The organism is Pseudomonas sp. Leaf129 (assembly GCF_001423465.1).
GTDB lineage: Bacteria > Pseudomonadota > Gammaproteobacteria > Pseudomonadales > Pseudomonadaceae > Aquipseudomonas > Aquipseudomonas coleopterorum.
Genome location: NZ_LMOC01000010.1, coordinates 69,755 through 95,699 on the forward strand (window position 1 = coordinate 69,755; position 25,945 = coordinate 95,699).

Annotated in this window: 24 protein-coding genes; 15 read left to right on the forward strand and 9 right to left on the reverse strand. The window is 61.5% G+C overall.

Features of this window, described 5'->3' with window-relative positions; genetic code table 11:
- Positions 1-49: 49 nt before the first annotated feature.
- The 3 genes from ASF66_RS18995 to gap form a co-directional block, all read right to left on the reverse strand.
- Positions 50-988, reverse strand: a complete 939-nt coding sequence (locus ASF66_RS18995) for a FecR family protein (protein WP_082484716.1) — start codon at positions 986-988, stop codon at positions 50-52.
- Complete coding sequence (locus tag ASF66_RS19000; protein WP_056844957.1) at positions 985-1,506, reverse strand: RNA polymerase sigma factor; 522 nt, start codon at positions 1,504-1,506, stop codon at positions 985-987. Before ASF66_RS19000 ends, ASF66_RS18995 begins: the two co-directional genes overlap by 4 nt.
- Positions 1,507-1,632: 126 nt before the next feature.
- Positions 1,633-2,634 (reverse strand): type I glyceraldehyde-3-phosphate dehydrogenase, encoded by a 1,002-nt coding sequence (gene gap / locus ASF66_RS19005; protein ID WP_056844958.1) that lies wholly within the window; start codon positions 2,632-2,634, stop codon positions 1,633-1,635.
- A 273-nt stretch (positions 2,635-2,907) separates the two neighbouring features.
- Here gap and edd point away from each other — a divergent pair, with 273 nt between their 5' ends.
- From edd to ASF66_RS19050, 9 genes are all read left to right on the forward strand, one after another.
- Positions 2,908-4,734: a phosphogluconate dehydratase gene (edd, locus tag ASF66_RS19010; protein ID WP_056844959.1), complete on the forward strand. Its 1,827-nt coding sequence runs from the start codon at positions 2,908-2,910 to the stop codon at positions 4,732-4,734.
- On the forward strand, positions 4,731-5,684 hold the full coding sequence (locus tag ASF66_RS19015) for a glucokinase (RefSeq protein ID WP_056844960.1): 954 nt from the start codon (positions 4,731-4,733) through the stop codon (positions 5,682-5,684). The genes edd and ASF66_RS19015 overlap by 4 nt, the downstream gene beginning before the upstream one ends.
- A gap of 65 nt (positions 5,685-5,749) precedes the next feature.
- A complete protein-coding gene (locus tag ASF66_RS19020; protein WP_049861846.1) occupies positions 5,750-6,481 on the forward strand; it encodes a response regulator in 732 nt (243 codons plus the stop codon).
- Positions 6,482-6,503: 22 nt separating this feature from the next.
- Complete coding sequence (locus ASF66_RS19025) at positions 6,504-7,910, forward strand: ATP-binding protein (RefSeq protein WP_082484727.1); 1,407 nt, start codon at positions 6,504-6,506, stop codon at positions 7,908-7,910.
- 167 nt (positions 7,911-8,077) lie between these two features.
- Entirely contained in the window at positions 8,078-9,364 is a 1,287-nt protein-coding gene (locus tag ASF66_RS19030) for an ABC transporter substrate-binding protein (protein ID WP_043186421.1), read from the forward strand.
- A 107-nt stretch (positions 9,365-9,471) separates the two neighbouring features.
- Entirely contained in the window at positions 9,472-10,380 is a 909-nt protein-coding gene (locus tag ASF66_RS19035; protein ID WP_049861849.1) for a carbohydrate ABC transporter permease, read from the forward strand.
- Positions 10,373-11,218, forward strand: coding sequence for a carbohydrate ABC transporter permease (locus ASF66_RS19040; protein WP_056844962.1), 846 nt, complete (start codon positions 10,373-10,375; stop codon positions 11,216-11,218). The genes ASF66_RS19035 and ASF66_RS19040 overlap by 8 nt, the downstream gene beginning before the upstream one ends.
- A gap of 2 nt (positions 11,219-11,220) precedes the next feature.
- Positions 11,221-12,381: an ABC transporter ATP-binding protein gene (locus ASF66_RS19045; RefSeq protein ID WP_056844963.1), complete on the forward strand. Its 1,161-nt coding sequence runs from the start codon at positions 11,221-11,223 to the stop codon at positions 12,379-12,381.
- 129 nt (positions 12,382-12,510) lie between these two features.
- On the forward strand, positions 12,511-13,815 hold the full coding sequence (locus tag ASF66_RS19050) for a carbohydrate porin (protein ID WP_376787120.1): 1,305 nt from the start codon (positions 12,511-12,513) through the stop codon (positions 13,813-13,815).
- Positions 13,816-13,978: 163 nt separating this feature from the next.
- Here ASF66_RS19050 and hexR read toward each other — a convergent pair whose 3' ends face one another.
- A complete protein-coding gene (gene hexR, locus ASF66_RS19055; RefSeq protein WP_177327977.1) occupies positions 13,979-14,839 on the reverse strand; it encodes a DNA-binding transcriptional regulator HexR in 861 nt (286 codons plus the stop codon).
- A 211-nt stretch (positions 14,840-15,050) separates the two neighbouring features.
- Here hexR and zwf point away from each other — a divergent pair, with 211 nt between their 5' ends.
- Genes zwf through ASF66_RS19070 form a run of 3 tightly spaced genes read left to right on the forward strand, consistent with a single transcriptional unit; the run spans position 15,051 to position 17,903 of the window.
- Positions 15,051-16,520 carry a glucose-6-phosphate dehydrogenase gene (zwf, locus tag ASF66_RS19060; protein ID WP_056844964.1) on the forward strand — a complete coding sequence of 490 codons (1,470 nt, stop codon included), beginning with the start codon at positions 15,051-15,053 and terminating at the stop codon, positions 16,518-16,520.
- On the forward strand, positions 16,507-17,220 hold the full coding sequence (pgl, locus tag ASF66_RS19065; RefSeq protein ID WP_049861854.1) for a 6-phosphogluconolactonase: 714 nt from the start codon (positions 16,507-16,509) through the stop codon (positions 17,218-17,220). Before zwf ends, pgl begins: the two co-directional genes overlap by 14 nt.
- Positions 17,217-17,903 (forward strand): bifunctional 4-hydroxy-2-oxoglutarate aldolase/2-dehydro-3-deoxy-phosphogluconate aldolase, encoded by a 687-nt coding sequence (locus ASF66_RS19070; protein WP_177331311.1) that lies wholly within the window; start codon positions 17,217-17,219, stop codon positions 17,901-17,903. The genes pgl and ASF66_RS19070 overlap by 4 nt, the downstream gene beginning before the upstream one ends.
- A gap of 85 nt (positions 17,904-17,988) precedes the next feature.
- On the opposite strand, the gene ASF66_RS19075 is transcribed toward ASF66_RS19070, so the two are convergent.
- Complete coding sequence (locus ASF66_RS19075; RefSeq protein WP_049861856.1) at positions 17,989-18,231, reverse strand: DUF3820 family protein; 243 nt, start codon at positions 18,229-18,231, stop codon at positions 17,989-17,991.
- A gap of 231 nt (positions 18,232-18,462) precedes the next feature.
- Here ASF66_RS19075 and ASF66_RS19080 point away from each other — a divergent pair, with 231 nt between their 5' ends.
- Entirely contained in the window at positions 18,463-18,921 is a 459-nt protein-coding gene (locus tag ASF66_RS19080) for a ferritin-like domain-containing protein (protein WP_056844966.1), read from the forward strand.
- Positions 18,922-18,978: 57 nt separating this feature from the next.
- Here the strand turns inward: ASF66_RS19080 and ASF66_RS19085 are convergent, their stop codons facing one another.
- Positions 18,979-22,074 carry a multidrug efflux RND transporter permease subunit gene (locus ASF66_RS19085; RefSeq protein WP_056844967.1) on the reverse strand — a complete coding sequence of 1,032 codons (3,096 nt, stop codon included), beginning with the start codon at positions 22,072-22,074 and terminating at the stop codon, positions 18,979-18,981.
- Positions 22,071-23,219 carry an efflux RND transporter periplasmic adaptor subunit gene (locus tag ASF66_RS19090; protein ID WP_056844968.1) on the reverse strand — a complete coding sequence of 383 codons (1,149 nt, stop codon included), beginning with the start codon at positions 23,217-23,219 and terminating at the stop codon, positions 22,071-22,073. The genes ASF66_RS19085 and ASF66_RS19090 overlap by 4 nt, the downstream gene beginning before the upstream one ends.
- 220 nt (positions 23,220-23,439) lie before the next feature.
- Here ASF66_RS19090 and ASF66_RS19095 point away from each other — a divergent pair, with 220 nt between their 5' ends.
- Positions 23,440-23,784, forward strand: a complete 345-nt coding sequence (locus ASF66_RS19095; protein ID WP_156463229.1) for a hypothetical protein — start codon at positions 23,440-23,442, stop codon at positions 23,782-23,784.
- Between the two features lie 2 nt (positions 23,785-23,786).
- Here ASF66_RS19095 and ASF66_RS19100 read toward each other — a convergent pair whose 3' ends face one another.
- Together ASF66_RS19100 and ASF66_RS19105 are read right to left on the reverse strand one after the other, a co-directional pair.
- A complete protein-coding gene (locus ASF66_RS19100; RefSeq protein WP_056844970.1) occupies positions 23,787-24,101 on the reverse strand; it encodes a hypothetical protein in 315 nt (104 codons plus the stop codon).
- A gap of 100 nt (positions 24,102-24,201) precedes the next feature.
- Positions 24,202-25,101, reverse strand: a complete 900-nt coding sequence (locus tag ASF66_RS19105; protein ID WP_049861862.1) for a chemotaxis protein — start codon at positions 25,099-25,101, stop codon at positions 24,202-24,204.
- 288 nt (positions 25,102-25,389) lie between these two features.
- Here ASF66_RS19105 and ASF66_RS19110 point away from each other — a divergent pair, with 288 nt between their 5' ends.
- On the forward strand, positions 25,390-25,896 hold the full coding sequence (locus tag ASF66_RS19110) for a disulfide bond formation protein B (RefSeq protein WP_049861863.1): 507 nt from the start codon (positions 25,390-25,392) through the stop codon (positions 25,894-25,896).
- Positions 25,897-25,945 lie beyond the last annotated feature (49 nt).

Below are 25,945 nucleotides of genomic sequence, written 5' to 3' on the forward strand. Positions count from 1 at the left end.
TAATTATGCGGGTTATGCAGGTTGTTGGTTCATGAGAGTGACGTGTCTGTCAGTTCAGGATGACCAGCGCCGGAAACTCCCGCACCTGCGCCGACGTTACCTGGGCCAGCGAGCGAACTACATCGAGCGGATTGTCCAGGCGGTAATTGCCGGTCACCGCCACCTGCTCGAGTTTTTTGTCGGTATTGATGATCCACCCTGGGTAATAGCGTCGAAGTTCGGCGAGCACCTCGCCCATGGGGCAGTTCTCGAAGATCAGCCGGCCCTGGACCCAGGCCAGATCCTTCTGCGGATCGAGCCGCTCGCGTGTGCCGAACCCCTTGGGGCCGATACGGATACTGTCGCCGGCGTTCAGACGGACTTTCTCGTCATGGCTGGCGCTGAGGTCGACGTTGCCGCGCTGTACCCGCACCTGCGCCTGGCCATCGTGGTAGCTAACGGCGAAGGCGCTGTCGAGCACATCGGCACGCACCGGGCCGGCTCGCACCTGCAAAGGTTGCCGACGGCTGGGCGGCACCTCGAAAAAGGCTTCGCCTTCGTACAGGCGCGCGCTGCGTTGCCGCGTGTCGATTCGGCTGGAAAAGGCCGAATCGGTGTTGAGCAGCACCTTGGAGCCGTCCTCCAGTTCCAGGTGCTGGCGTTCGCCGACCTGGGTCAGATGAGCAGCCTGTACGCGCAGCGGCAGGTGGGTGAAATTGAGTACGCCGACCACCAGTATCGCGGCGGTGGCGAGGGGTTTCCAATGCCGCCGCCACGCCGGCGTTCGGCACTGCGTTTGCAGGGCCACGGCGGCGTCCTGCACCGGCGCCCCGTGCCACACGGCGCGGGCTTGCTCGAACGCAGCGGCATGTCCGGGGTCGGCCAGCAGCCAGGTCTCGAATGCCCTTTGCTCGGCGGGGTCGGCGCAGGGCTGAACGATCAGCCAATCGATGGCTTGCTCCGTGACGGGCGTCAATGGCGCCTGTTCTGGTGAATGCTGCCGGTTCACGGGTGTTGCTCCAGGCGCTGTGCGACGCCGATGCAGATCGCCATGATCAATTTCAATTCCTTCTGTACGGTGCTTGCCGAGACGTCCAGCTCCTGGGCAATCTCTACATAACTGCTGCCATGCACTCGGCTCAATATGAAAATGCGCTGCTGGCGCGGCGTCAGTCGGCCAAGGCTCAGGGTCAGCCTGGCCAGCAGGCGCTCGGCATGAGCCGCCTCATCTGGAGTGCTGCTCGCTGCTGCAATGCTTTGTAGCACGTCGAGGGGCACATCTTCGACCATGGTCCGCTCCTGCACCCGCCGTGAGCGCAGATAATCCAGTGCCAGATTGCGCGCTGTCTGAAACACGAAGGGTTCGAGGTGCTCGATGGGTCGCTCGCCCAGGGCACGGTTGACCCTCAGGTAGGTTTCCTGAAGCAGGTCTTCGGCGGTGCTGGGGTTGCGTACCATGCGCTGAAGGGTGCGCAGCAGACTCAAGCGCTGGGAGAGAAAAACGGAATTGAAGCGTGATTGACTCACGGAAGTGCTCGACCGGAAAGCAGCAGATGATAATGCTTCTCATCTGTTCATCTAGTCAAGTCGCGATCTTTGCAAGAGGTATCGCGGCTGGAGACGGCATCAACCGTATCCAGCCGCTATGGGGTCTTACTTGGCGTTGATCAGCGCCAGGCAGTTGTCCAGCATGCGGTTCGAGAAGCCCCACTCGTTGTCGTACCAGGCCATGACCTTGACCAGCTTGCCGTTGACCTTGGTGTGGTTGGCATCGAAGATCGACGACAGCGGGTTGTGGTTGAAGTCGGTCGAGACCAGCGGCAGGGTGTTGTAACCCAGCACCTTGGACTGTTCGGCCGCCGCCTGCATCAGCGCGTTGATCTCGTCACGGCTGACTTCGCGCGACAGGTTCAGGGTCAGGTCGACCAGCGATACGTTGATCACTGGGACGCGTACTGCCATGCCGGTCAGCTTGCCGGCAAGTTCGGGCAGCACCAGGCCCACTGCCTCGGCAGCACCGGTCTTGCTGGGGATCATCGACTGGGTGGCCGAGCGCGCGCGGTAGGGGTCGCTGTGGTACACGTCGATCAGGTTCTGGTCGTTGGTGTAGGCATGGATCGTGGTCATCAGACCCTGCTCGATGCCCAGCTCGCGGTGCAGTACCTGGGCAACCGGCGCCAGGCAGTTGGTGGTGCACGAGGCGTTGGAGATCACCTCGTGGGACTGGCGCAGCACTTCATGGTTGACGCCATAGACCACCGTGGCGTCGGCGCCCTTGGCCGGGGCCGAGATGATCACCTTGCGCGCGCCGGCGGTCAGGTGCGCCGCGGCCTTCTCACGGTCAGTGAACAGGCCGGTGCATTCGAACACCACGTCGATCTTCTCGGCCTTCCACGGCAGCTCGGCCGGGTTGCGGATCGCGCTCACCGAGATGCGATCGCCATTGACCGTCAGGCCTTCCTTGTCGTGCTCCACCGTGCCGTCGAAGGTGCCATGCACCGTGTCGTACTTGAGCAGGTGGGCGTTGATCGCGCTGTCGCCCAGGTCGTTGATGGCGACGACTTGCAGGTCCTGGCGGTAGCCTTGGGTATAGAGTGCCCGCAGGACGTTGCGGCCGATGCGGCCAAAACCGTTGATTGCTATGCGAATGGTCATGAGTGATTCCTGTAATCAGATTGGGTGATTCCCCTTGGATCAGGTCCGGGCAAGCAGGTCACGTAATCTGTTTTGTTGTTGGAATTACAAGATTATTCGCATAGAAATAGAAAACAAGCCTTTTTAGTGGCAATATTTTGTTCTATCTACAACGAGTGACCGGTACAACCCTTCCTTCACATCGATTCTGCCTGCAGGGCTTTGAGCCCTGGCACAGGTCGTAGTTCGGACAGAGTGTTGCAGAGGTCGCCCCCAAAGCCTGGAGTTCTTCACATGCATCCCCGCGTCCTTGAGGTCACCCAACGGCTGATCGCGCGTAGCCAAGCTACCCGCGAGCACTACCTGCAACTGATCGACAGCGCTGCCAGCGACGGCCCCATGCGGGGCAAGCTGCAGTGTGCGAACTTTGCCCATGGAGTAGCGGGGTGCGGCACCGAAGACAAGCACCAACTGCGCATGATGAACGCGACCAATATCGCAATTGTTTCGTCATATAACGACATGCTCTCGGCGCATCAGCCTTACGAGACCTACCCCGAACAGCTCAAGCAGGCCCTGCGTGAAATCGGCTCGGTCGGCCAGTTCGCCGGCGGCGTGCCGGCCATGTGCGATGGTGTGACCCAGGGCGAGCCCGGCATGGAACTGAGCCTGGCCAGCCGCGAGACCATTGCGCTGTCCACAGCCGTGGCGCTGTCGCACAACATGTTCGACGGTGCGCTGATGCTCGGCATCTGCGACAAGATCGTGCCGGGCTTGATGATGGGGGCCCTGCGTTTTGGCCATCTGCCCATGATCTTCGTCCCCGGCGGACCGATGCCGTCGGGCATTTCCAACAAGGAAAAGGCCGATGTCCGGCAGCGCTATGCCGAGGGCAAGGCCAGCCGTGAGGAGTTGCTCGAATCGGAGATGAAGTCCTACCACAGTCCGGGCACCTGCACCTTCTATGGCACGGCCAACACCAATCAGCTGCTCATGGAGGTGCTCGGCCTGCATTTGCCGGGCGCCTCGTTCGTCAACCCCAATACGCCGCTGCGCGACGCGCTGACCCATGAAGCGGCTCATCAGGTGACGCGCCTGACCAAAGCCAATGGCGAGTTCACGCCCATTGGTCGCATCGTCGACGAAAAGTCACTGGTGAATTCGATCGTCGCCCTGCACGCCACGGGCGGTTCGACCAACCACACCCTGCACATGCCGGCGATCGCCATGGCAGCAGGCATCATCCTGACCTGGCAGGACATGGCCGACCTTTCCGAAGTCGTGCCTACCCTGTCCAATGTCTACCCGAACGGCAAGGCTGACATCAACCATTTCCAGGCCGCTGGCGGCATGGCGTTCCTGATTCGCGAGCTGCTCGGTGCAGGCCTGTTGCACGAGGATGTCAACACCGTGGCCGGCCATGGCCTGAGCCGCTATACCCGCGAGCCGTTTCTGGAAGACGGCCGTCTGGTCTGGCGCGAAGGGCCTGTGGCGAGCCTCGACGAGAGCATTCTGCGCCCGGTGGCACGCCCGTTTTCGGCCGAGGGCGGATTGCGCGTGATGGAAGGCAACCTGGGCCGTGGCGTCATGAAAGTGTCTGCTGTGGCTCTGGAGAATCAGGTGGTGGAGGCGCCTTGCCGCGTGTTCCAGGACCAGCAGGAACTGGCCGACGCGTTCAAGGCCGGCGAGCTGGAAAAGGATTTCGTCGCCGTCATGCGTTTCCAGGGCCCGCGCTCCAACGGCATGCCGGAACTGCACAAGATGACGCCGTTTCTCGGCGTGCTGCAGGACCGCGGCTTCAAGGTCGCGCTGGTTACCGACGGGCGCATGTCCGGCGCGTCTGGCAAGATTCCCGCCGCCATTCATGTCAGCCCCGAAGCGGCCAGTGGCGGACCGTTGGCCTTGGTGCGCGATGGCGATATCATCCGGGTCGACGGTGTCGAAGGTACCTTGCAGGTGCGCGTCGATGCCCAGACGCTGGCCAGCCGCACCCCGGCGGTCGGCACCTTGGCCAATGGCGTAGGTTGCGGGCGTGAACTGTTCGGGTTCATGCGCCAGGCCTTCAGCTCGGCCGAGCAAGGCGCCAGTGCCTTCACTTCGGGGTTGGAGATTTTGCGATGACACTCGCCCTCATTGGCGATATTGGCGGTACCAACGCACGTTTCGCCATCTGGGAGAATGACGCATTGCATTCGGTCCGGGTCTTCGCGACGGCGGACCACACCAGCCCCGAGCACGCGATCGGCGTGTACATGGCCGACCTCAAACTGCAGAAAGGCGATATCGGTGCCGCGTGCCTGGCGGTGGCCGGCCCGGTGGACGGTGACGAATTTCGCTTCACCAACAGCCATTGGCGCCTGAGCCGCAAGGCCTTCTGCCAGACCCTGCAGCTGGATCACCTGCTGCTGATCAACGACTTCACGGCCATGGCCTTGGGCATGACCCGGCTGCAGCCCGACGAGTATCAGCTGGTGTGCGAAGGGGAGGCCGACCCTGCACGTCCGGCCGTGGTCATCGGTCCGGGCACCGGCCTGGGCGTGGGCACCTTGATCGGCCTGCGCAACGGCTGGATGGCGCTGCCGGGGGAGGGCGGCCACGTCGACCTGCCGGTTGGCAGCCCCCGCGAAGCTCAGCTGCGAGCGCACATCGAAGCGCAGATCGGTCACGTCAGTGCCGAAACGATTCTGAGCGGTGGCGGCTTGTTGAGGTTGTATCAAACTGTGTGCGAAGTGGACGGTCACGAGCCATCCTGCGACTCACCTGCGCAAGTCACCGAAGCCGGTCTGGCCGGCGATCCCGTCGCCCGCGAAACCCTGGAGCAATTCTGTCGCTTTCTCGGCCGGGTGGCGGGCAACAATGTGCTGACCGTGGGCGGTCGCGGTGGTGTGTACATCGTCGGCGGCGTGATCCCGCGCTTCCTGGAAATCTTCATGCAGAGCGGTTTCGCCGAAAGCTTCGCCGACAAGGGCTGCATGAGCGATTACTTCAAGGGCATTCCCGTGTGGGTGGTCACGGCCGAGTTCTCCGGGCTGCTGGGCGCTGGCGTGGCCTTGCAACAGGCGCAAGCTTGAGCGTTTAATCAGCCCTTGAAAAAAGCCGGGCGTATCGACCCGGCAATGACAACAAGGACGCCCACGTGAGCACTGTCGGCAAATCGATCCTGCTGGTCGATGACGATCAGGAAATCCGCGAACTGCTGGACACCTACCTGAGCCGCGCCGGCTTTGCCGTGCGCACCACGGCCAACGGCGCGGGCTTTCGCGAAGCCCTGAGCGCCGAGGTCGGCACCGACCTGGTGATTCTCGACGTCATGCTGCCCGACGAAGACGGCTTCAGCCTGTGCCGCTGGATCCGCCAGCATCCACGCATGGCCCAAGTGCCGATCATCATGCTGACGGCCAGCTCCGATGAAGCGGACCGGGTAATCGGTCTCGAATTAGGCGCCGATGACTATCTGGGCAAACCGTTCAGCCCTCGCGAGCTGCAAGCGCGCATCAAGGCGCTGCTGCGGCGCAGCCAGTTCGCCAGCGAGCGTAGCGAGCGCAGCGGCGAGGTGCTTGGCTTCGACGAGTGGCGGCTCGATACCGTGAGCCACCGGTTGTTTCACACCGATGGCGAGGAGGTGTTCCTGTCCGGTGCCGACTTCGCCTTGCTCAAACTGTTTCTCGATCATCCCCAGCAGATTCTCGACCGCGACACCATCGGCAACGCCACCCGCGGGCGCGAGCCGATGCCTCTGGACCGCATCGTCGACATGGCGGTCAGCCGTCTGCGCCAGCGCCTGCGCGACAACGACAAACCGCCCCGGTTGATCCGCACGGTGCGCGGTAGCGGTTACCTGCTGGCGGCCCACGTTGCGCCTGTTTAAACCACGCTCGCTGCTGGGCCGCATGCTCTTGCTGACACTGCTGGCGGTGCTGCTGGCGCAGGGGTTGTCCAGCGTGATCTGGTTGTCGCAGTTGCGGGCCACTCAGCTCGAAGGACTGGTTACCAGCGCGCGCAGCCTGGCGCATTCGATGGCGGCCAGCGTCAGCTATTTTCGTTCGCTGCCACTGGCCTATCGGCCGCTGGTGCTGGATCAGCTGCGCAGCATGGGCGGTACGCGCTTTTTCGTATCGCTCAATGACAAGCCCCTGGGCATGCAGTTGCTCGAACCGACCGCACGCAAGACCGCGGTAATCGAGGCGGTGTCTGCGGTGCTCAGATCTCAGCTGGGCAGCGACGTGGATATTTCGGTGACCTTCGTCAGCCCCGATGATCTGCGCATCTTCAACAGCGGCCTGAAGCTGGACGAACTGCCGCGTTCCTGGGCGCACTACGCCCTGACCCTGGAGCCGGTGAATCCACCGGTGCTGGTCACCCAGATTCGCCTGGGGCCGAGCGAATGGCTGTACATCGCTTCACTGTTGCCCGAACCCTACACGACCCTGGAAGAAGAGGGACTGCCGGCCCAGCAGATCTGGTTCATCGCCCTCACCAGCGGTTTCCTGTTGCTGTTCATCGGCGTGCTGGTGCACTGGCAGAGTCGTCCTCTCAAACGTCTGGCTCGCGCCGCACGCGAGTTGTCCTTGGGCGAGGTCAACAACCAGCCGCCCATGGACGGAGGCGGCAGCGAGGTGGTGGAAGTGGCGCGGGCGCTGAATGCCATGCGCGAGCGCATCAGCCGCTACCTGACCGAACGCAGCCAGTTGTTCAGCGCCATCTCCCATGACTTGCGCACGCCCATCACCCGTTTGCGGCTGCGCGTCGAACTGCTCGACGATCCCACCCTGGAGGCCAAGTTCGGCCGCGACCTGGACGAGCTGGAATTGCTGGTCAAGGGCGCACTGCAATGCGTGAAAGACACCGACATCCACGAGAACATCGAGCGGGTCGATCTCGATCAGGTCCTCGACTGTCTGGTGGAACCTTATCTGGCGCCGCACGGCAATGGCCGTGTGACCCTGGAAGGCCAGGCGCGCCGACCCTACGCCGGCAAGCCGCTGGCCATCAAACGCTGCATCGGCAACCTGATCGACAACGCCCTCAAGTACGGTGACCGCGCGCACCTGTCCATCCACGACGATGCGCAGGCCTTCGTGCTGTACGTGGACGATGAGGGCCCCGGTGTACCCGAGCAACGATTACAGAAGGTCTTCGAGCCGCACTTCCGCCTGGCCGGTACCCAGCAGGGCTATGGGCTAGGGCTGGGTATCGCGCGCAACATCGCCCACAGCCACGGTGGCGAGGTGACGTTGCAGAATCTTCCGGCCGGTGGCTTGCGGGTGACATTGGTCTTGCCGCGCAAGACGGTGTGAGCGGTCCGCGTGTTTCTGCACACCAACTGGCCGGGCGATCATGAATGTCACCAGTCTGTGACATTTCCCTATCCCTTCGTTACCTGCACCCCACTTGGCGGTGTTTACACTCTCACGCAACGCAAGCATCAGACTTGCCTCTGCATAACAACAAAAAAGGAAGTCCCATGAACAAGCTCTCTCGCCTCGCCCTCGTCGTTTCCTTCGCCTCCCTGTTCCCGCTCAGTGCCATGGCTGCCGATTCCAAAGGTTCGGTGGAAGTGGTCCATTGGTGGACGTCAGGCGGTGAAAAAGCGGCGGTCGACGTGCTCAAGGCGCAGGTCGAGAAAGATGGCTTCACCTGGAAAGACGGGGCCGTAGCCGGTGGCGGCGGTTCGACTGCCATGACCGTGCTCAAGAGCCGCGCCGTGGCCGGCAACCCGCCTGGTGTAGCCCAGATCAAAGGCCCGGACATCCAGGAATGGGCGTCGACCGGCCTGCTCGACACCGACGTGCTGAAAGATGTCGCCAAGTCGGAAAAGTGGGACAGTCTGCTCGACAAGAAAGTCTCCGATACCGTGAAGTACGACGGTGATTACGTCGCCGTGCCGGTGAATATTCACCGCGTGAACTGGCTGTGGATCAACCCGGAAGTGTTCAAGAAAGCCGGTATCACCAAGAACCCGACCACTCTCGAAGAGTTCTACGCTGCAGGCGACAAGCTCAAGGCTGCAGGTTTCATCCCTCTGGCCCATGGTGGTCAGCCTTGGCAGGACAGCACCGTGTTCGAAGCGGTAGTGCTTTCGGTCATGGGTGTCGATGGTTACAAAAAGGCCCTGGTCGACCTGGACAACGCCGCGCTGACTGGCCCGGAAATGGTCAAGGCGCTGACCGAGCTGAAGAAAGTCGCGACCTACATGGACGCCGACGGCAAAGGTCAGGACTGGAACCTGGAAGCGGCCAAAGTCATCAACGGCAAGGCCGGCATGCAGATCATGGGTGACTGGGCCAAGTCCGAATGGACCGCCGCCAAGAAAGTCGCTGGCAAGGACTACGAGTGCGTGGCCTTCCCGGGCACCGACAAGGCGTTCACCTACAACATCGACTCGCTGGCCGTGTTCAAGCAGAAGGACGCAGGCACTGCGGCCGGTCAGCAGGACATCGCCAAAGTCGTGCTGGGTGAGAACTTCCAGAAAGTCTTCAGCATCAACAAAGGCTCGATCCCGGTTCGCAACGACATGCTGAACAACATGGAACAACTCGGTTTCGATTCCTGCGCACAGACCGCCGCCAAGGACTTCCTGGCGGACGCCAAGTCCGGCGGCCTGCAACCGAGCATGGCGCACAACATGGCGACCACGCTGGCCGTGCAAGGCGCGTTCTTCGATGTCGTGACCAACTACATCAACGATCCGAAGGCCGACCCGGCCGACACTGCCAAGAAGCTCGGCGCAGCGGTCAAGTCTTCCAAATAAGCCGTAGCGGCAAGCTGCAAGCTGCAAGTCAGAGCACTGCCCTGCTTATCTTGCAGCTTGAAACTTGTAGCGCGTAGCTGCCCTTTTCTTTCTCGATGGATTTCCCCATGAGCTCTGTTGCTGCGTTCAGCAAAGCCTCGCCGTTCGATGCATTGCAACGCTGGCTGCCAAAACTGGTGCTGGCGCCGAGCATGTTCATCGTACTGGTGGGCTTCTATGGCTACATCCTGTGGACGTTCGTGCTGTCGTTCACCACGTCGACGTTCCTGCCGACCTACAAGTGGGCGGGCCTTGCGCAGTACGCGCGGTTGTTCGACAACGACCGCTGGTGGGTCGCGAGCAAGAACCTCGCCGTGTTCGGTGGCATGTTCATCGGCATCACGCTGGTGATCGGTGTGTTGCTGGCGGTGTTCCTTGACCAGCGCATCCGTCGCGAAGGCTTTATCCGCACCATTTACCTGTACCCGATGGCACTTTCGATGATCGTCACCGGTACCGCGTGGAAATGGCTGCTCAACCCGGGCATGGGCCTGGACAAATTGCTGCGTGACTGGGGCTGGGAAGGCTTCCGTCTCGACTGGCTGATCGACCCCGATCGCGTGGTCTACTGCCTTGTGATCGCGGCGGTGTGGCAAGCCTCGGGGTTTATCATGGCGATGTTCCTCGCTGGCCTGCGTGGTGTCGATCAATCGATCATTCGTGCCGCGCAGATCGATGGCGCAAGCATGCCGACGATCTACTGGAAAGTGGTGCTGCCGAGTCTGCGTCCGGTGTTCTTCAGTGCGGTGATGATTCTGGCGCACATCGCCATCAAGAGTTTCGACCTGGTCGCGGCGATGACCGCCGGTGGTCCGGGTTACTCCTCCGACCTGCCAGCGATGTTCATGTATTCCTTCACCTTCAGTCGCGGCCAGATGGGCATGGGCTCGGCCAGTGCGATTCTGATGCTCGGTGCGATCCTCGCGATCATCGTGCCTTACCTGTATTCCGAGCTGAGGACCAAGCGCAATGACTGATCTCGCAGCCAAACCCGCCATCAGCCTGAGTCGCATCGCGATCTACGCGGTGCTGATCCTCGCCGTATTGCTTTACCTGGTGCCGCTGGTGGTCATGTTGCTGACCAGCTTCAAGACCCCGGAAGACATCAGCACCGGCAACCTGCTGAGCTGGCCGACCGTGGTCAGCGGCATCGGCTGGGTCAAGGCCTGGGCCACGGTTGACGGTTACTTCTGGAACTCGATCAAGATCACCGTACCTGCCGTGATCATCTCTACCGCCATCGGGGCGCTGAACGGCTACGTGCTGTCGATGTGGCGCTTCCGCGGTTCGCAGCTGTTCTTCGGTCTGCTGTTGTTCGGCTGCTTCCTGCCGTTCCAGACGGTGCTGCTGCCGGCCTCGTTCACGCTCGGCAAGATCGGGCTGGCGAGCACTACCACCGGCCTGGTGCTTGTCCACGTGGTTTACGGTCTGGCGTTCACCACGCTGTTTTTCCGTAACTACTACGTGAGCATTCCCGACGCGCTGGTTAAAGCCGCACGTCTGGACGGCGCGGGTTTCTTCACGATTTTCCGCCGCATCATTCTGCCGATGTCGACGCCGATCATCATGGTGTGCCTGATCTGGCAATTCACCCAGATCTGGAACGACTTCCTGTTCGGTGTGGTGTTCTCCAGCGGTGATTCGCAACCGATCACGGTGGCGCTGAACAACCTGGTCAACACCAGCACCGGCGCCAAGGAATACAACGTTGACATGGCGGCGGCGATGATCGCCGGTTTGCCGACCCTGCTGGTCTATGTGGTCGCAGGCAAGTATTTCGTGCGCGGGCTGACAGCCGGCGCAGTCAAGGGGTAATCATGGCTACGCTCGAACTTCGCAACGTCAACAAGACCTACGGTCCCGGCCTGCCGGACACGCTGAAGAACATCGAACTGTCGATCAAGGACGGGGAGTTCCTGATCCTCGTCGGCCCGTCGGGGTGCGGCAAGTCGACCCTGATGAACTGCATCGCCGGTCTGGAAAGCATCACCGGCGGCGCGATCATGATTGGTGATCAGGACGTCAGTGGCATGAGCCCGAAGGATCGTGACATCGCCATGGTGTTCCAGTCCTACGCGCTGTACCCGACCATGAGCGTGCGCGAGAACATCGAATTTGGCTTGAAAATCCGCAAGATGCCGCAGTCGGCGATCGATGAAGAAGTCGCGCGCGTGGCCAAGCTGCTGCAGATCGAACACCTGCTCAACCGCAAACCGGGTCAGCTCTCCGGTGGTCAGCAACAGCGTGTGGCGATGGGCCGTGCCCTGGCGCGTCGGCCGAAGATTTATCTGTTCGACGAACCGCTGTCCAACCTCGACGCCAAACTGCGCGTCGAGATGCGCACTGAAATGAAACTGATGCACCAGCGCCTGAAGACCACCACGGTCTACGTGACCCACGACCAGATCGAGGCCATGACCCTGGGCGACAAGGTGGCGGTCATGAAGGATGGGATCATCCAGCAGTTCGGCACGCCACAACAGATCTACAACGATCCGGCCAACCTGTTCGTGGCCAGCTTCATCGGCTCGCCGCCGATGAATTTCATCCCTCTGCGCCTGACGCGTCAGGACGGCCGTCTGGTGGCGTTGCTCGACAGCGGCCAGGCGCGCTGCGAGCTACCGCTGGGTATCACCGACGCGGGGCTGGAGGATCGCGAGATCATCCTCGGTATTCGCCCCGAGCAGATCGCCCTGGCGAGCGAACAGACCACGGGGTTGCCGGTGTTGCGCGCCGAAGTACAGATCACCGAGCCGACCGGGCCGGACACCCTGGTCTTCGTCACGGTGAACCAGACCAAGGTCTGCTGCCGACTGGCGCCGGATGATGCACCGACGCCAGGCGCGACCCTGAACCTGTTGCTGGACCCGAGCAAGGTCCTGCTTTTCGACGCGGCCAGTGGCGCGCGCCTCGGCATAACGCGCTCCGTGGAAGATGCTGCACCCTTGGGCAACGTGACCCAGTTCAAAGGACGCTGAATAGCGACACCGGCAGGCGGCCTGTCGCCTGTCATTGGCAAGACTGTACAACACGTCAATAACAATAAAAGAGGAAGCGGGATGAACAGCAGACTTATCAACAAACCCAGACTGATCGGCCAATTGTCGATGCTTGGCGCCTTGAGTCTGGCCGGTAGCGTGCACGCCGCCGGCGCCTTCACCGAAGAGTCGCCGTGGATGACCGGCGATTGGGGTGGAGCGCGTACCGAATTGCTGGAAAAGGGATACGATTTTTCGCTGGAGTATGTGGGGGAGGTTGGTAGCAACCTGAACGGTGGCTACAACGACGACACCACCGCACGCTACAGCGACCAGTTCGCCCTGGGCGTGAAGATGGACCTGGAAAAGATCCTGGGCTGGAACGACGCCGAGTTCAAGCTGGCCATTACCGAACGTAGCGGTCGCAACATTTCCAACGACCGGATCGGCGATCCGCGTGCCGGGACCTTGAGTTCCTCCCAGGAAGTCTGGGGCAGGGGGCAGACCTGGCGGCTGACGCAGATGTGGTACAAGCAGGGCTATTTCGACAACAAGCTCAACGTCAAGATCGGTCGATTTGGTCCGGGCGAGGAATTCAACAGCTTCCCGTGCGACTTCCAGAACCTGGCGTTCTGCGGTTCGCAGGTCGGCAACTGGGTCGGCAACATCTGGTATAACTGGCCGGTCAGCCAGTGGGCCTTGCGCATCAAGTACAACATCACGCCGGAAGTGTACGCGCAGGTGGGTGTGTTCGAGCAGAACCCTTCGTACCTGGAAACCGGCAACGGCTTCAAGCTCAGCGGTAGCGGCACCAAAGGCATGATCCTGCCGGTCGAACTGGTGTGGACGCCCAAGCTCAACGATCTGCCGGGCGAGTACCGTCTGGGCTACTACTACAGCACGGCCAAGGCCGACGACGTCTATGAAGACGGCAATGGCCAGGCAGCCGCCGTGTCCGGCGCCAGTTACAAGTCCCACAGCAGCAAGCATGGCGCCTGGATCGTGGCACAGCAGCAGTTGACCAGCCATAACGGCAGCGCTGCACGTGGTCTGAGCATCTTCGCCAACGCTACCGTGCACGACAAGGACACCAACTTCGTCGACAACTACCAGCAGATCGGCCTGACCTACATGGGGCCCTTCGACGCTCGGCCCAAGGATGACATCGGCGTGGGCATCGCCCGCATCCACGTCAACGACGACGTACGCAAGAATCGTCGCCTGGTCAACGATCTGAACAATGTCGACGACTACGACAACCCCACCTACCTGCCGATCCAGGACACCGAATACAACGCCGAGATCTACTACGGGTTCCACGTCACCAACTGGCTGACCGTGCGGCCCAACGTGCAGTACATCAAGCACCCGGGCGGCGTGAATCAGGTGGACGATGCACTGGTGGCCGGCCTGAAGATTCAGTCCAAGTTCTGATTTGTGGTGTGCTCTTTACGGGTGACTTCGGTCGCCCGTTTTTTTTTAACCCAGTGATGGACTCCCGTAGGAGCGGTCATCGGCCGCGAAAGCCACACCACGGTACATCTGATCCACCGCGGCGCACTTTTCGCGGCCACTGGCCGCTCCTGCAGATCCGTATTCAGTCCAGCCCATCTCCTGCCGGATAGCGGCTGACATTCAGGCTTTCCTTGATCTTCCTCAGGTGCGGTTGGAAATCCACCCCGCGTCGTAGCGTCATGCCCGTGGCCAGCACATCGAGCACGGTCAGTTGCACGATGCGCGAGGTCATCGGCATGTAAATATCCGTGTCTTCTGGCAGGGGTATGTTCAGACTGACACTGCTGGCCTTGGCCAGGGGCGAGCCCGCGGCGGTCAGGCCCAGCACCGAGGCGCCGTTTTCCCGCGCCAGGCGAGCCACTTCCACCAGTTCGCGGGTGCGCCCAGTGTAGGAAATGATCACGAACAGCTCACCAGTGTGGGCCACCGAGGCCAGCATTCGCTGCATGAGGACATCGGCATGCGCCGACACCGCCAGGTTGAAGCGGAAGAACTTGTGCTGCGCATCGAGCGCCACCGGCGCCGATGCGCCGAGGCCGAAGAAATGGATCTGCCGCGCCTGGATCAGCATGTCCACGGCGCGGCTGACCAAGGCCGGATCGAGTTGCTGGCAGGCGCTGTCCAACGAGGCAATGGCGCTGCCGAAAATCTTCTGGGTGTAGGCTGCAGGATCGTCGTCGGCTTCCACCGCGCGACTGACATAAGCCGCGCCGCTGGCCAGGCTCTGCGCCAGTTGCAGCTTCAGCTCGGGGTAGCCACTGACGCCGAAGGATCGACAGAAGCGGTTCACCGTCGGCTCGCTGACCTTGGCGGCTTGCGCCAGGGCGGCAATACTGAAGCGGGTTGCCTGCTGCGGATTGAGCAGAATGATCTCGGCCACCTTGCGTTCGGCCTTGTTCAGCTCATCGAGGCGGCTCTGGATCTGTTCCAGAAGATTTCGCACACGGTCCATGGTATGTCCTTGGGTCTACTGCAGCCAGCGAGCATGTCTGGCTAGGCTGTCTTCACGGGTGGCTTATCCTACTGGTGGGCGCAGTGCGCCACCACCCGTATCTGTTTGAAGGGGCAAATGTTGTGGTTATTACTACATTCTGCCTTGAATCGCGCCCTGAAAAAGGGTATTTCTACGTCAACTTGATAGAAGAACAAACATCATGCCCTCAATGACCGCAGGATCATGCACCTTTGCCCTCTTTGGCGCCCTGGGCGACCTGGCATTGCGCAAGCTGTTTCCAGCGCTGTATCAACTCGATCGCGCGCAGTTGCTGCACGCCGATACCCGCATTCTCGCGTTGGCCCGCGAACCCGGTGACGAGGCCCACCACCTGGGTGTCATCGAAGCCGGACTGCGCAAATTCGTTTCCGAGGCGCAGCTCGAGCCTGAATCACTGCAGCGTTTTCTGGCCCGTCTGAGCTACGTGCACGTGGACTTTCTGGACGCCGACACCTACGTTGCACTGGCCGAGAAAGTCGGCGATGCCGAGCAATTGATCGCCTACTTCGCCACGCCGGCTGCCGTGTACGGCGCCATCTGCGAAAACCTGCACAAGGTCGGCCTGACCGAGCGCACCCGCGCCGTGCTGGAAAAACCGATTGGCCACGACCTGGAATCCTCGCGCCGGGTCAACGACGCCGTGGCGCAGTACTTCCCCGAAAACCGGGTCTACCGAATCGACCACTACCTGGGCAAGGAGACGGTGCAGAACCTCATTGCCCTGCGCTTCGCCAACAGCCTGTTCGAAACCCAGTGGAACCAGAACTACATTTCCCACGTGGAAATCACCGTGGCGGAAAAGGTCGGCATCGAAGGCCGTTGGGGGTATTTCGACCAGGCCGGTCAGCTGCGCGACATGATCCAGAACCACCTGTTGCAGCTGCTGTGCCTGATCGCCATGGATCCACCGGCCGATCTGTCCGCCGACAGTATCCGCGACGAGAAAGTGAAGGTTCTCAAGGCGCTCGCGCCGTTCACTGCCGATGGGCTGACCCAGCAAGTGGTCCGGGGTCAGTACATCGCGGGCTATAGCGAAGGCCGGCCTGTGCCGGGGTATCTGGAAGAGGAAAACTCCAACACCCAGAGCGACACCGAAACGTTCGTCGCGCTGCGCGCCGACATTCGCAACTGGCGCTGGGCCGGCGTGCCGTTCTACCTACGCACCGGCAAGCGCATGCCACAGAAACTGTCGCAGATCGTCATCCACTTCAAAGAGCCGCCGCACTACATCTTCGCTCCCGAGCAGCGCCTGCAGATCAGCAACAAGCTGATCATCCGCCTGCAACCGGACGAAGGCATATCGCTGCGGGTGATGACCAAGGAACAAGGCCTGGACAAGGGCATGCAACTGCGCAGCGGGCCGTTGCAACTGAATTTCTCCGACACCTATCGCAGTGCGCGTATTCCAGATGCGTACGAGCGGTTGCTGCTGGAGGTCATGCAGGGCAATCAGAACCTGTTTGTCCGCAAAGATGAAATCGAATATGCGTGGACGTGGTGCGATCAGCTGATCGCCGGCTGGAAGAAGTCCGGCGATGCCCCCAAGCCGTACGCGGCAGGTTCCTGGGGGCCGATGAGCTCGATTGCCCTGATCACACGCGATGGGAGATCCTGGTATGGCGATATCTGATTTACAGTTCCCCGAAGGGGTGAAGGTTCACGACTGCGTGAGCGCCCCCCTGTTGGCCGAAGCCTTGGCCGGCAAGGTGGCCGAACAATTGCGCGAGGCCATCGAACGTCAGAATGTGGCGACCCTGGTGGTTTCCGGCGGACGCAGTCCGGTGGCGTTCTTCGAGTGCCTGGCGCGTCAGAGCCTGGACTGGTCGCGCGTGGTGATTTCCCTGGCCGACGAGCGTTGGGTGCCCATCGAGCATGCCGACAGCAACGCCGGTCTGCTCAAGCGTCACCTGTTGGTCGGCGCGGTGGAGCAGGCTCGTTTCGTCAGCCTGTACCAGACCACTTCCAGCCAGGAGGAGGCCGCTGCAGTGGCCGATGACCTGCTCGGCCAATTGCCACCGATCGATGTGCTGGTACTGGGCATGGGCGATGACGGGCACACCGCGTCGCTGTTTCCCGACAGCCCCAACCTCGAACAGGCTCTGGCACTGGACAGCGAGCGTCGCTGCTGGCCGATGCTGGCGCCCAGCGTACCCCATCAACGCCTGAGCATGAGCCGCGCGCTGCTGGCCTCGGCCCGCTTCAAGGTGTTGTCGGTGCAGGGCGAGAGCAAGTTGAGCACATTGCGCACCGCACTGGCCGGCGACGATGTCGCGCAGATGCCGATCCGCGCCTTCCTGCACTCCGCGTTGGATATCTACTGGTGTCAATGAATCAAGGAACCGCCGCAATGATCACCACCGAACAACAGCAACGCATGGTTGACAAGGTTGCCCAGATCGACGCCCTGGCGGCGCGTGCGCGAATCCTGCCCGTCATTACCATCGCGCGTGAAGAGGACATTCTGCCGCTCGCCGATGCACTGGCGGCCGGCGGTCTGACCGTGCTGGAAGTGACCCTGCGTTCGGCACTCGGCCTGAAGGCCATTCAGGTGCTGCGCGAGCAACGCCCCGAACTGCTGGTGGGCGCAGGCACCGTACTGACTCGGGAAATGCTGGCCGCGACCGAGCAGGCCGGTTCTCAGTTCACCGTCACCCCCGGCGTGACCCAGGACATGCTCGAGGCCGGTGTGGAAAGCTCGCTGCCCTTGCTGCCGGGTATCAGCAGCCCGTCCGAATTGATGATGGGCTACGCGCTGGGTTATCGCCGCTTCAAGCTGTTCCCGGCCGAGGTGAGCGGTGGTGTTGCTGCCATCAAGGCGCTGGGCGGACCTTTCCCGGAGGTACGCTTCTGCCCAACGGGCGGCGTGGGCCCAAGCAATATCAACAGCTACATGGCGCAGTCCAACGTGATGTGCGTGGGCGGCTCATGGATGCTCGACAGCAAATGGATTGAAAACCGCGATTGGGCACGCATTCAGGAGTGCAGTGCGCAAGCGCTGGCTCTGCTCGATTGATCAGACTTCGTTAGGCGCTTCATGGCTGTCTTCAGTGCGCTTGGTCGGCGCACTTTTTTTTGCCTGGAACAAAGCCTTGATAGCCCTAGCGGCCATCGGCAATGCGCGGCTTGCCATGTTTGGCACGCAGCGGATCGAGCAGGTCGGACAAACCGTTGTGATCGATTTCCTGCATGAGGGCCAGCAGACCACCCAGCTCTCCCTTGGGAAAACCCTCGCGTGCGAACCAGTTCAGATAATGCCCTGGCAGATCGGCAATCACCCGGCCCTTGTACTTGCCGAAGGGCATTGCAAATGTCACCAGAGATTCGAGTTTTTCAGGGTTCATAGACAGATCTTCGCAACGAGTTTCATTTCAGGGGCAAGGTGACAAAGGTTACATGCATTCTGCACGAGCGCATAATTCGCGATCATGCATAAAGAGGGTAGGGTCGGCGGCTTATTAATCGCAAGCCACTGATCTATAAGACAATAATCAATAACGTCGATTTGGCACGAAGCCTGCTCTTGCTCATTCATCCCCAACCCGGTTTCCGATTTTTTCAGGAATTGAACAAAGATGAATGGTCCCACCAAAAGCGTGATTTCGATTCTCAACAATCTGATCGAAACCTGCAAAGACGGTCAGGAAGGCTTCAAGACGTGCGCCGAAGACATCAAGAACCCCGAGCTCAAGGCGCTGTTCACCAAGCACGCGGACGAATGCGCTGAGGCGGCTGGCGAGTTGCAAGCCGAAGTGATCGCTCTGGGCGGTACCCCTGAAGACTCCACCAGCCTGAGCGGCGACCTGCACCGCCGTTGGGTCGACGTCAAATCGATTTTCACCGGCAAGGATGAAGAGGCGGTATTGAACGAAGCCGAGCGTGGCGAAGATGTAGCACTTGCGGCCTATAAGGACGCCTTGGCCCAGCCACTGCCTGCCCACGTTCATTCCATCATCGAGCGTCAACAGCAGGGCGTACAACGCAATCACGATGAGATCAAGGCGCTGCGCAATATCGCTCGTGCCCATAGCTGAGTTGGCTTGAGCAATAGATGAACGCCCGTGTATCGGGCGTTTTTTTATGGCTGGTGTTCAGTGGCTGGCAGGCAGTGCGGGTGTCCGCGAACCGTCGGTGCGGTGAAACAGCCGCTCCAGTTGCAGATAGATCACCGGCGTGGTGAACAGCGTCAGCACCTGGCTGATCAGCAGGCCGCCCACCACCGCAATACCCAGCGGCTGGCGCAACTCCGCACCGGCGCCGTAGCCGAACATCAACGGCAACGCACCCAGTAGTGCAGCCAGGGTGGTCATGATGATCGGGCGGAATCGCGTCAGGCAGGCTTTGTGTATCGCTTCACGCGGGGGCAGTCCTTGGATACGTTGCGCCTGCAGGGCGAAGTCGATCATCAGAATGCCGTTCTTCTTGACGATGCCGATCAGCAAGACCAGGCCGATCAAACCCATGATCGAGAAATCCTGTCCCCACAGCCATAACAGCAACAAGGCACCGAGCCCGGCCGAGGGCAGGGTCGAGATGATCGTCAGGGGGTGGACGAAGCTTTCGTACAGCACGCCCAGGATGATATATACCGCCACCAGCGCGGCCAGAATCAGCCAGGGTTGACTGGCCAGTGAGCTCTGAAAGGCCTGGGCCGCACCCTGAAAACTGCCGCTGATGGAAGCGGGCATGCCCAGTTCCGCCTCCGTGCGTTCGAGCAACGCCACGGCTTCGCCCAGCGCAACCCCCGGTGCCAGGTTGAAAGACAGGTTGGCAGCCGGAAACAGACCGTCGTGACTGATCGACAAGGGGCCCTGAGTGGGCGGCTCCACTCGGGCGACGGCCGAGAGCGGTACCATTTCACCGCTCAGCGCTGAGCGCAGATAGAAGTACTGCAGGCTCTGCGCCTTGCCGCGCTGATCCGCCTTGAGTTCCAGAATGACCTTGTACTGATTGGTCTCGGTCTGGAATTCGTTGATCTGGCGCTGACCGAACGCATCGTACAGCGCCTGATCGATGTCGCTGGTGGTCAGGCCGAAACGCGCTGCGGCCACGCGATCGATGCTGATGTGCGTCACGCTGCCACCCAACTGCAAGTCGTTGGACAGGTCGCGAAAAGCCGGGTTGGCCCGCAGCCGCTCGGTCAGGCGCTGGGTCCACAGGTTCAGGGTAGGCCCGTCATTGCTCTTGAGCACGTATTGGTACTGACTACGGCTGGGGCCGGCGCTGAGGTTGATGTCCTGCCCGGCGCGCAGGTACAGCACCACGCCCGGGACCTGCGCCAGTTGCGGCCGCAGGCGGTCGATGAACTCGCTGGCCGACACGTCTCGCTCGCCTTGGTTCTTCAAGCCGATCCAGAACCGTCCAGTGGCAATGGTCTGGTTGCTGCCTGTCACGCCGACAGCGTGGGAATAAGCCCGGACCGCCGGATCTGCACCGACGATGCGGGCCAGAGCGAGGTGTTTTTCCTGCATGTCCTTATAGGAAATGTCCGCCGCCGCCTCGGTTGTGCCCAGCACGAAACCGGTGTCCTGCACCGGGAAGAACCCTTTCGGGATGAGCACGTAGCCCACAGCCGACAGGCCCACGGTCAGGGCGAACACGGCCAGGGTGATACGCTGGTGCGCCAGCGCGCGTATCAGCCCCTTGTCATACCAGTCCAGCAGACGCGCACCGAAATCGGCGCGCGTGGCGTGCGCGGGTCGGCGCATGAACAGCGCGCACAAGGTCGGTGCCAGGGTCAGGGAAACCACGACCGAAATCAGAATGGTCGAGGTCGCCGTCAAGGCAAACTCCTTGAACAGCCGCCCGACCACGCCCCCCATGAACAGCAGCGGAATGAACGCGGCGATCAGCGAAAAACTGATCGACACCACCGTGAAGCTGATTTCGCTGGCACCCTTGATCGCCGCTTCGCGCATGCCATCGCCTGCTTCAAGGTGGCGATGGATGTTCTCCACCACGACGATCGCGTCGTCGACCACGAAGCCGACGCTGATCACGATCGCCACCAGCGTCAGATTGTTCAGGCTGAAACCCATCAGGTACATGGCGGCGAATGTCGCGACCAGAGACACACCCAGCACGCTCGACACGATCAGCGTGGCTGACAGCTGGCGCAGGAACAGGGCCATGACCGCCACGACCAGCAACACGGCGATCAGCAGCGTCAGCTCGACTTCGTGCAGGGAAGCCCGGATGGTCTGGGTGCGGTCGTTGAGCACGGTGACGTCCACGGTCGCCGGTAGCATCTCCTGCAAGCGTGGCATGGCGGCGAGAATGCGGTCGACGGTGTCGACGATATTGGCGCCCGGCTGACGGAAAATCGTTAGGTTCAACCCCGGTTGATCACCGGACCAGGATTGCACGTAGGCATTCTCCGCGCCCTGGATCACGGTGGCGACATCCTTGAGCTGCACCGGCGCACCGTCACGGTAGGCCACCACCAGTTGCGCGTATTCATCGGCCTCGAACAGTTGATCGTTGGTGGCCAGTGTCGAAACGCTGGTGTCACCGTACAGAGCGCCCTTGGCCAGGTTCAGGCTGGTCTGCTGGATGGCGCCGCGCAGGTCGGCCAAGGTCAGCTCCAACGCAGCCAGGCGCTCGGGAGCCGCCTGCACACGAATCGCCGGGCGTTGCTGGCCGGTGATGTAGACCTGGCCGACGCCCTCGATCTGGCTCAGTTGCCGAGCCAGCAGCGTTTCGGTGTAGTCACTCAACACGTGGGTGGGCATTTGCGCCGAGCTCACGCTGAGGATCAGCACCGGGCTGTCACCCGGGTTGACCTTGCGCCAGGTTGGCAGGTTGGGCATGTCCTGCGGCAGACGTCCGGCCGCGGTATTGATTGCCGCCTGGACCTCTTGCGCGGCGGTGTCGATGCTTTTGCTCAGGCTGAATTGCAGGATCAGATTGGTCGATCCCAGCGCGCTGCTGGAGGTCATCTGGGTCATGCCGGGGATGGCACTGAACTGCACTTCCAGAGGCGTGGCCACCGAAGATGCCATGGTCTGCGGACTGGCGCCGGGCAATTGGGCGTTCACCTGAATGGTCGGGAAATCCGCTTCGGGCAGCGGCGCGATTGCCAGCCGGGTAAAGGCCAGGCCACCGAGCAACACCAGGGCAAAGGTCAGCAGAACGGTGGCCACCGGGTGGTCGATGCACCAGGCGCTGACCGAGCGCCCGGCGCTCATGGCGCGGTCGCTGCGTTGCCCGTCGCCGGCTCGACCACCTGCACGGAAGCGCCTGGCCTCAATCTTGACTGCCCGTCACTGACCAGCACGTCACCAGCCGCCACGCCCTCTATCAGGCTCTGCGTGGAGTTCTGGTAAAGCACCTGCACCGAAACCTGCTCGACCTTGGCGTCAGTCACACGGTAGACGTAATGGCCGTCGATCCCGCGCTGGACCACGGCCAATGGCACTACCAGGGCATTGCGCTCGATCCCGACCTGCAACCCGACACTCACCAGCTGACCTGGCCACAAGGTGTGTTTGCCGTTATGAAATTCAGCCTTGGCGCGAATGGTGCCGGTGTTTGCCGCAATCTGGTTATCCAGCAGGGTGAGGTGGCCTTCACCGACCTGCGTGCCCGTCTCGGTGTCGCCATTTATGTACGCGCGCACCACCGCTGGCTGCGGCTTGTCCAGCAGCGACTGCAGGGTGGCCAGTTCCTGCTGCGGCAGCGAGAACTCGACAGCGATGGGATCGATCTGAGTCACCGTGAACAAGCCTTCGGCATCACTGACGCGCAGGAAATTGCCGGGATCCACGCGTCGAATCCCGACCCGACCGGTCACCGGCGAACGAATCTGGGTATAGGACAACTGCACTTGCGCCGCAGCGATGGCGGCCTTGTTGCCTTGCAGGGTTGCGGTGAGCTGGTCGAACAGGGCTTGCTGTTCGTCGAGCACCTGTCGGGAAATACCATTGTCACGGCTCAGGTCCTTGTAGCGGCGCAGGTTGATCCCTGCCACTTGCAACTGCGCCTGGCTCTGACTGGCTTGCGCCTGAGCTTGAGCCAGGCTGGCGCGAATGGCGCGATCGTCGATGCTGGCAAGCGCATCTCCTTTGTTCACCCATTGGCCTTCTTTCACCGCGACCTGGGAAAGAATGCCGTCGACCTGCGCGCGCACGGTCACGCTGTGCAATGAAAGCACCGAACCGATACCGGTGAGGTAACGCGGAACATCGGCCTGCACCACGCTGACCACGCGCACCGGGATGGGCTGGGCCGGTGCTGGCTGGGTGGGTGAGGTGCGCTTGAACAGCCATGCCGCGACGACCACGACGACGAGCAGCAGACCTGCCACGAGCAGGGGGCGGATGGCTATGCGCATGCGGATCGGACACCGGCAGGGGGGAAGATCGGGCAGTTTGACCTTAGTCGCGCTGCCTTGCCAAGCCCAGGCCTTTGGGTGGTCGGCCCTGGGCAGCCGACGTCCATGGGGCTATTGCGGTTCGCCCAGGAAAAATCGCTCAGATCCAGAGGCGTTTAACCGTTAGACCCGTCGGGTTTTTCCTACAAGGTGTGCTGAATAGACCTATGGAACTGCCCAGTTGATCACCAGAGACTTCTTTCCTTACAACAAGTCGATAAATGAAGGAAGGCCAGTGATCGTTATGGACTGTGTGAAGTATGGCAAAGGATTGCTGCTGGCGAGTCTGATCCCCGTGATGCTGGCCTTGCTGTACGTCAGCACGTTGCCGGCGGCGATCAAGTGCTGCGCCTTTCAACTGGCCCTCGCCTTGGGCATGCTGTTGGTGTTATCGACACGCCAGCCATGGATTAGGGTGCTGGTGGTTGTTTCATTCATGCTCAAGTTCGCAGCGCTGGAAGCACTCGACGAGAAAGCCGGCAGCATGCCGTTTGTCAGCATCCTCTATGCATTCATTCTGCTTTGACGTTATTTGCCCTGTACCGAATCCCACTGAGTGACGAATGCCTTGCGGCTTTGCTTGTGATACAGACACAGCTCGGCGCCAGGCTGATTCTTCATGTGCGCCTGTGGATAACGGCCTTGGATGAGCACTGCGGTGTAACCCACGCGGTCTTCGAATTCGGCAGGCGCGCTGGCCACCCGGGCCTGTTTCAATGTGGTGGCTTTCAAGCAGCTGCTCGCGATGCGTTTGTCGTGTTCCGCCCAGGCTTGGTCGGTCGACGCCATCGCTTGAGTGGTGGCGCCGCCGAGCGCGAGCAAAAGGATCAGGTGGGTTTTCATGGTCAGGGAGCCTCAGCGGTGTAAACGGGCACCCATTATGCCTGGGTGCACCGCTGACCTGACTGCGTTGAGGCGCAGGTACCTTTATGCCGCAGCGAACTCAGCGCGCCTGTTCGGCGACGAAACGCGCTGCGGTGATCAGGCAGCCGGTCAGTTCGGGGGAGGAGAATTTCGTCAGCACGGCATTGGCGCCGGCCAGCCGAGCCTTCTCGCTGTTCATCGTACTGTCCAGCGAGGTGTGCAGCAGAACGTACAGATCCTTGAAGTCCGGTGTTTCTCGCAAAGTGCGGGTCAGCGCGTAGCCGTCCATTTCCGACATCTCGATATCCGATACCAGCACATTGATCTGCGCCTCGGTGCCCTGCAGTTCCAGCAGGCAGTCGATCGCCTCGCGGGCGCTGCGCGCCGTCCGACATTCGATGCCCAGGGTGCGCAAGGTGATGAGCGACTGCTGCAACGCCACGTGGCTGTCGTCCACAACCAGGATGTTGGCGTTGGCCAGGCAGCGGGCATCGGCGTCGCTCAAGCGCTGGGGTTCGCCCTGCAGGCGCGCCGGGGCAATGCCGTGGATGACTTTCTCGATGTCCAGTACCTGCACCAGCGCACCGTCCACCTGGGTCACCCCGGTGATGAACGACTTGGTACCCGAGCCGTAGGGTGGCGGACGGATATCGGTACTCAGGCAATGCACTATGCGGCTGACGGCCTGAACGTGCAGGCCCTGCTTGGAGCGACTGACGTCCGTGACGATCAGGCACCCGCCGGACGGATCGAGCAAGGGTTGCTCACCGATCGCTCGGCTCAGGTCGATGACGGACAACGCCTGGCCCCGCAGGGTTGCCACCCCTTTGACGTGGGGATGTGCTTCGGGGAGTCGGGTCAGGGCAGGGCAGGGGATGATCTCGCTGACCTTGAGCAGGTTGATGGCCATCAACTTGCCGCTGCGCAAGGTGAACAACAGCAAGGAAAGGGAATCTGCGCGGGCGTTCTGGGTTGCCATGTGAACCTTCTTGATGGAGCCGATGCGGGGCGGCGAACGACCCGCCAAAGGAGTGCGTTGCCTATGTATCGACTCGACACGCGCAGGCTTTAACGAGATCGCCGTGCTGGCTGCCACGCCTGGCTTAACGTCGGTTTAATCACGCGCGCCGTACTGTATGCGAGTCGGAAGAAATTTCTGGTTACACCGTATTTCCAGAGTTTTCCTACAGTCCTCTTGGCAACCCAGCGTGTAGACTGGCGCCCATCTAAAAACCTGCCCGTTCTGACCTGTGAAGGGAAAGCTGCAATGAATGAAGTCAACCTGCGCCTGAACCGCGAGCGACGTTTCCTGGTATTGCTGGGCGTGATCTGCCTGGCCTTGATCGGTGGGGCGCTGTACATGCAGATCGTGTTGGGCGAGGCACCTTGCCCATTGTGCATCCTGCAACGCTATGCCTTGCTTTTCATTGCCCTGTTCGCCTTCATCGGCGCGGCGATGCGCGGCCGTACCGGTGTGACGGTATGCGAAGGGTTGGTGGTGCTCAGCGCCGTGGGCGGCATTGCGGCGGCCGGGCGTCATGCATGGGTATTGGCCAATCCCTCGGTCAGTTGCGGCCTCGACACGCTGCAACCGATCGTCGACGGGTTGCCCCTGGCCGATCTGATGCCCAGCGTGTTTCAGGTTCAGGGTTTCTGCTCCACACCTTATCCGCCGGTGCTCGGCCTGTCGCTGGCGCAGTGGGCGCTGGTGGCTTTTGTGATGACGGCTATTCTTGTACCCGTAGGCATCTATCGCAATCGAACACGCGCCTGATGGCGCCAGGGGTATCGGCCTCGTCATTATTCGTGCCGGAAGTCGATTC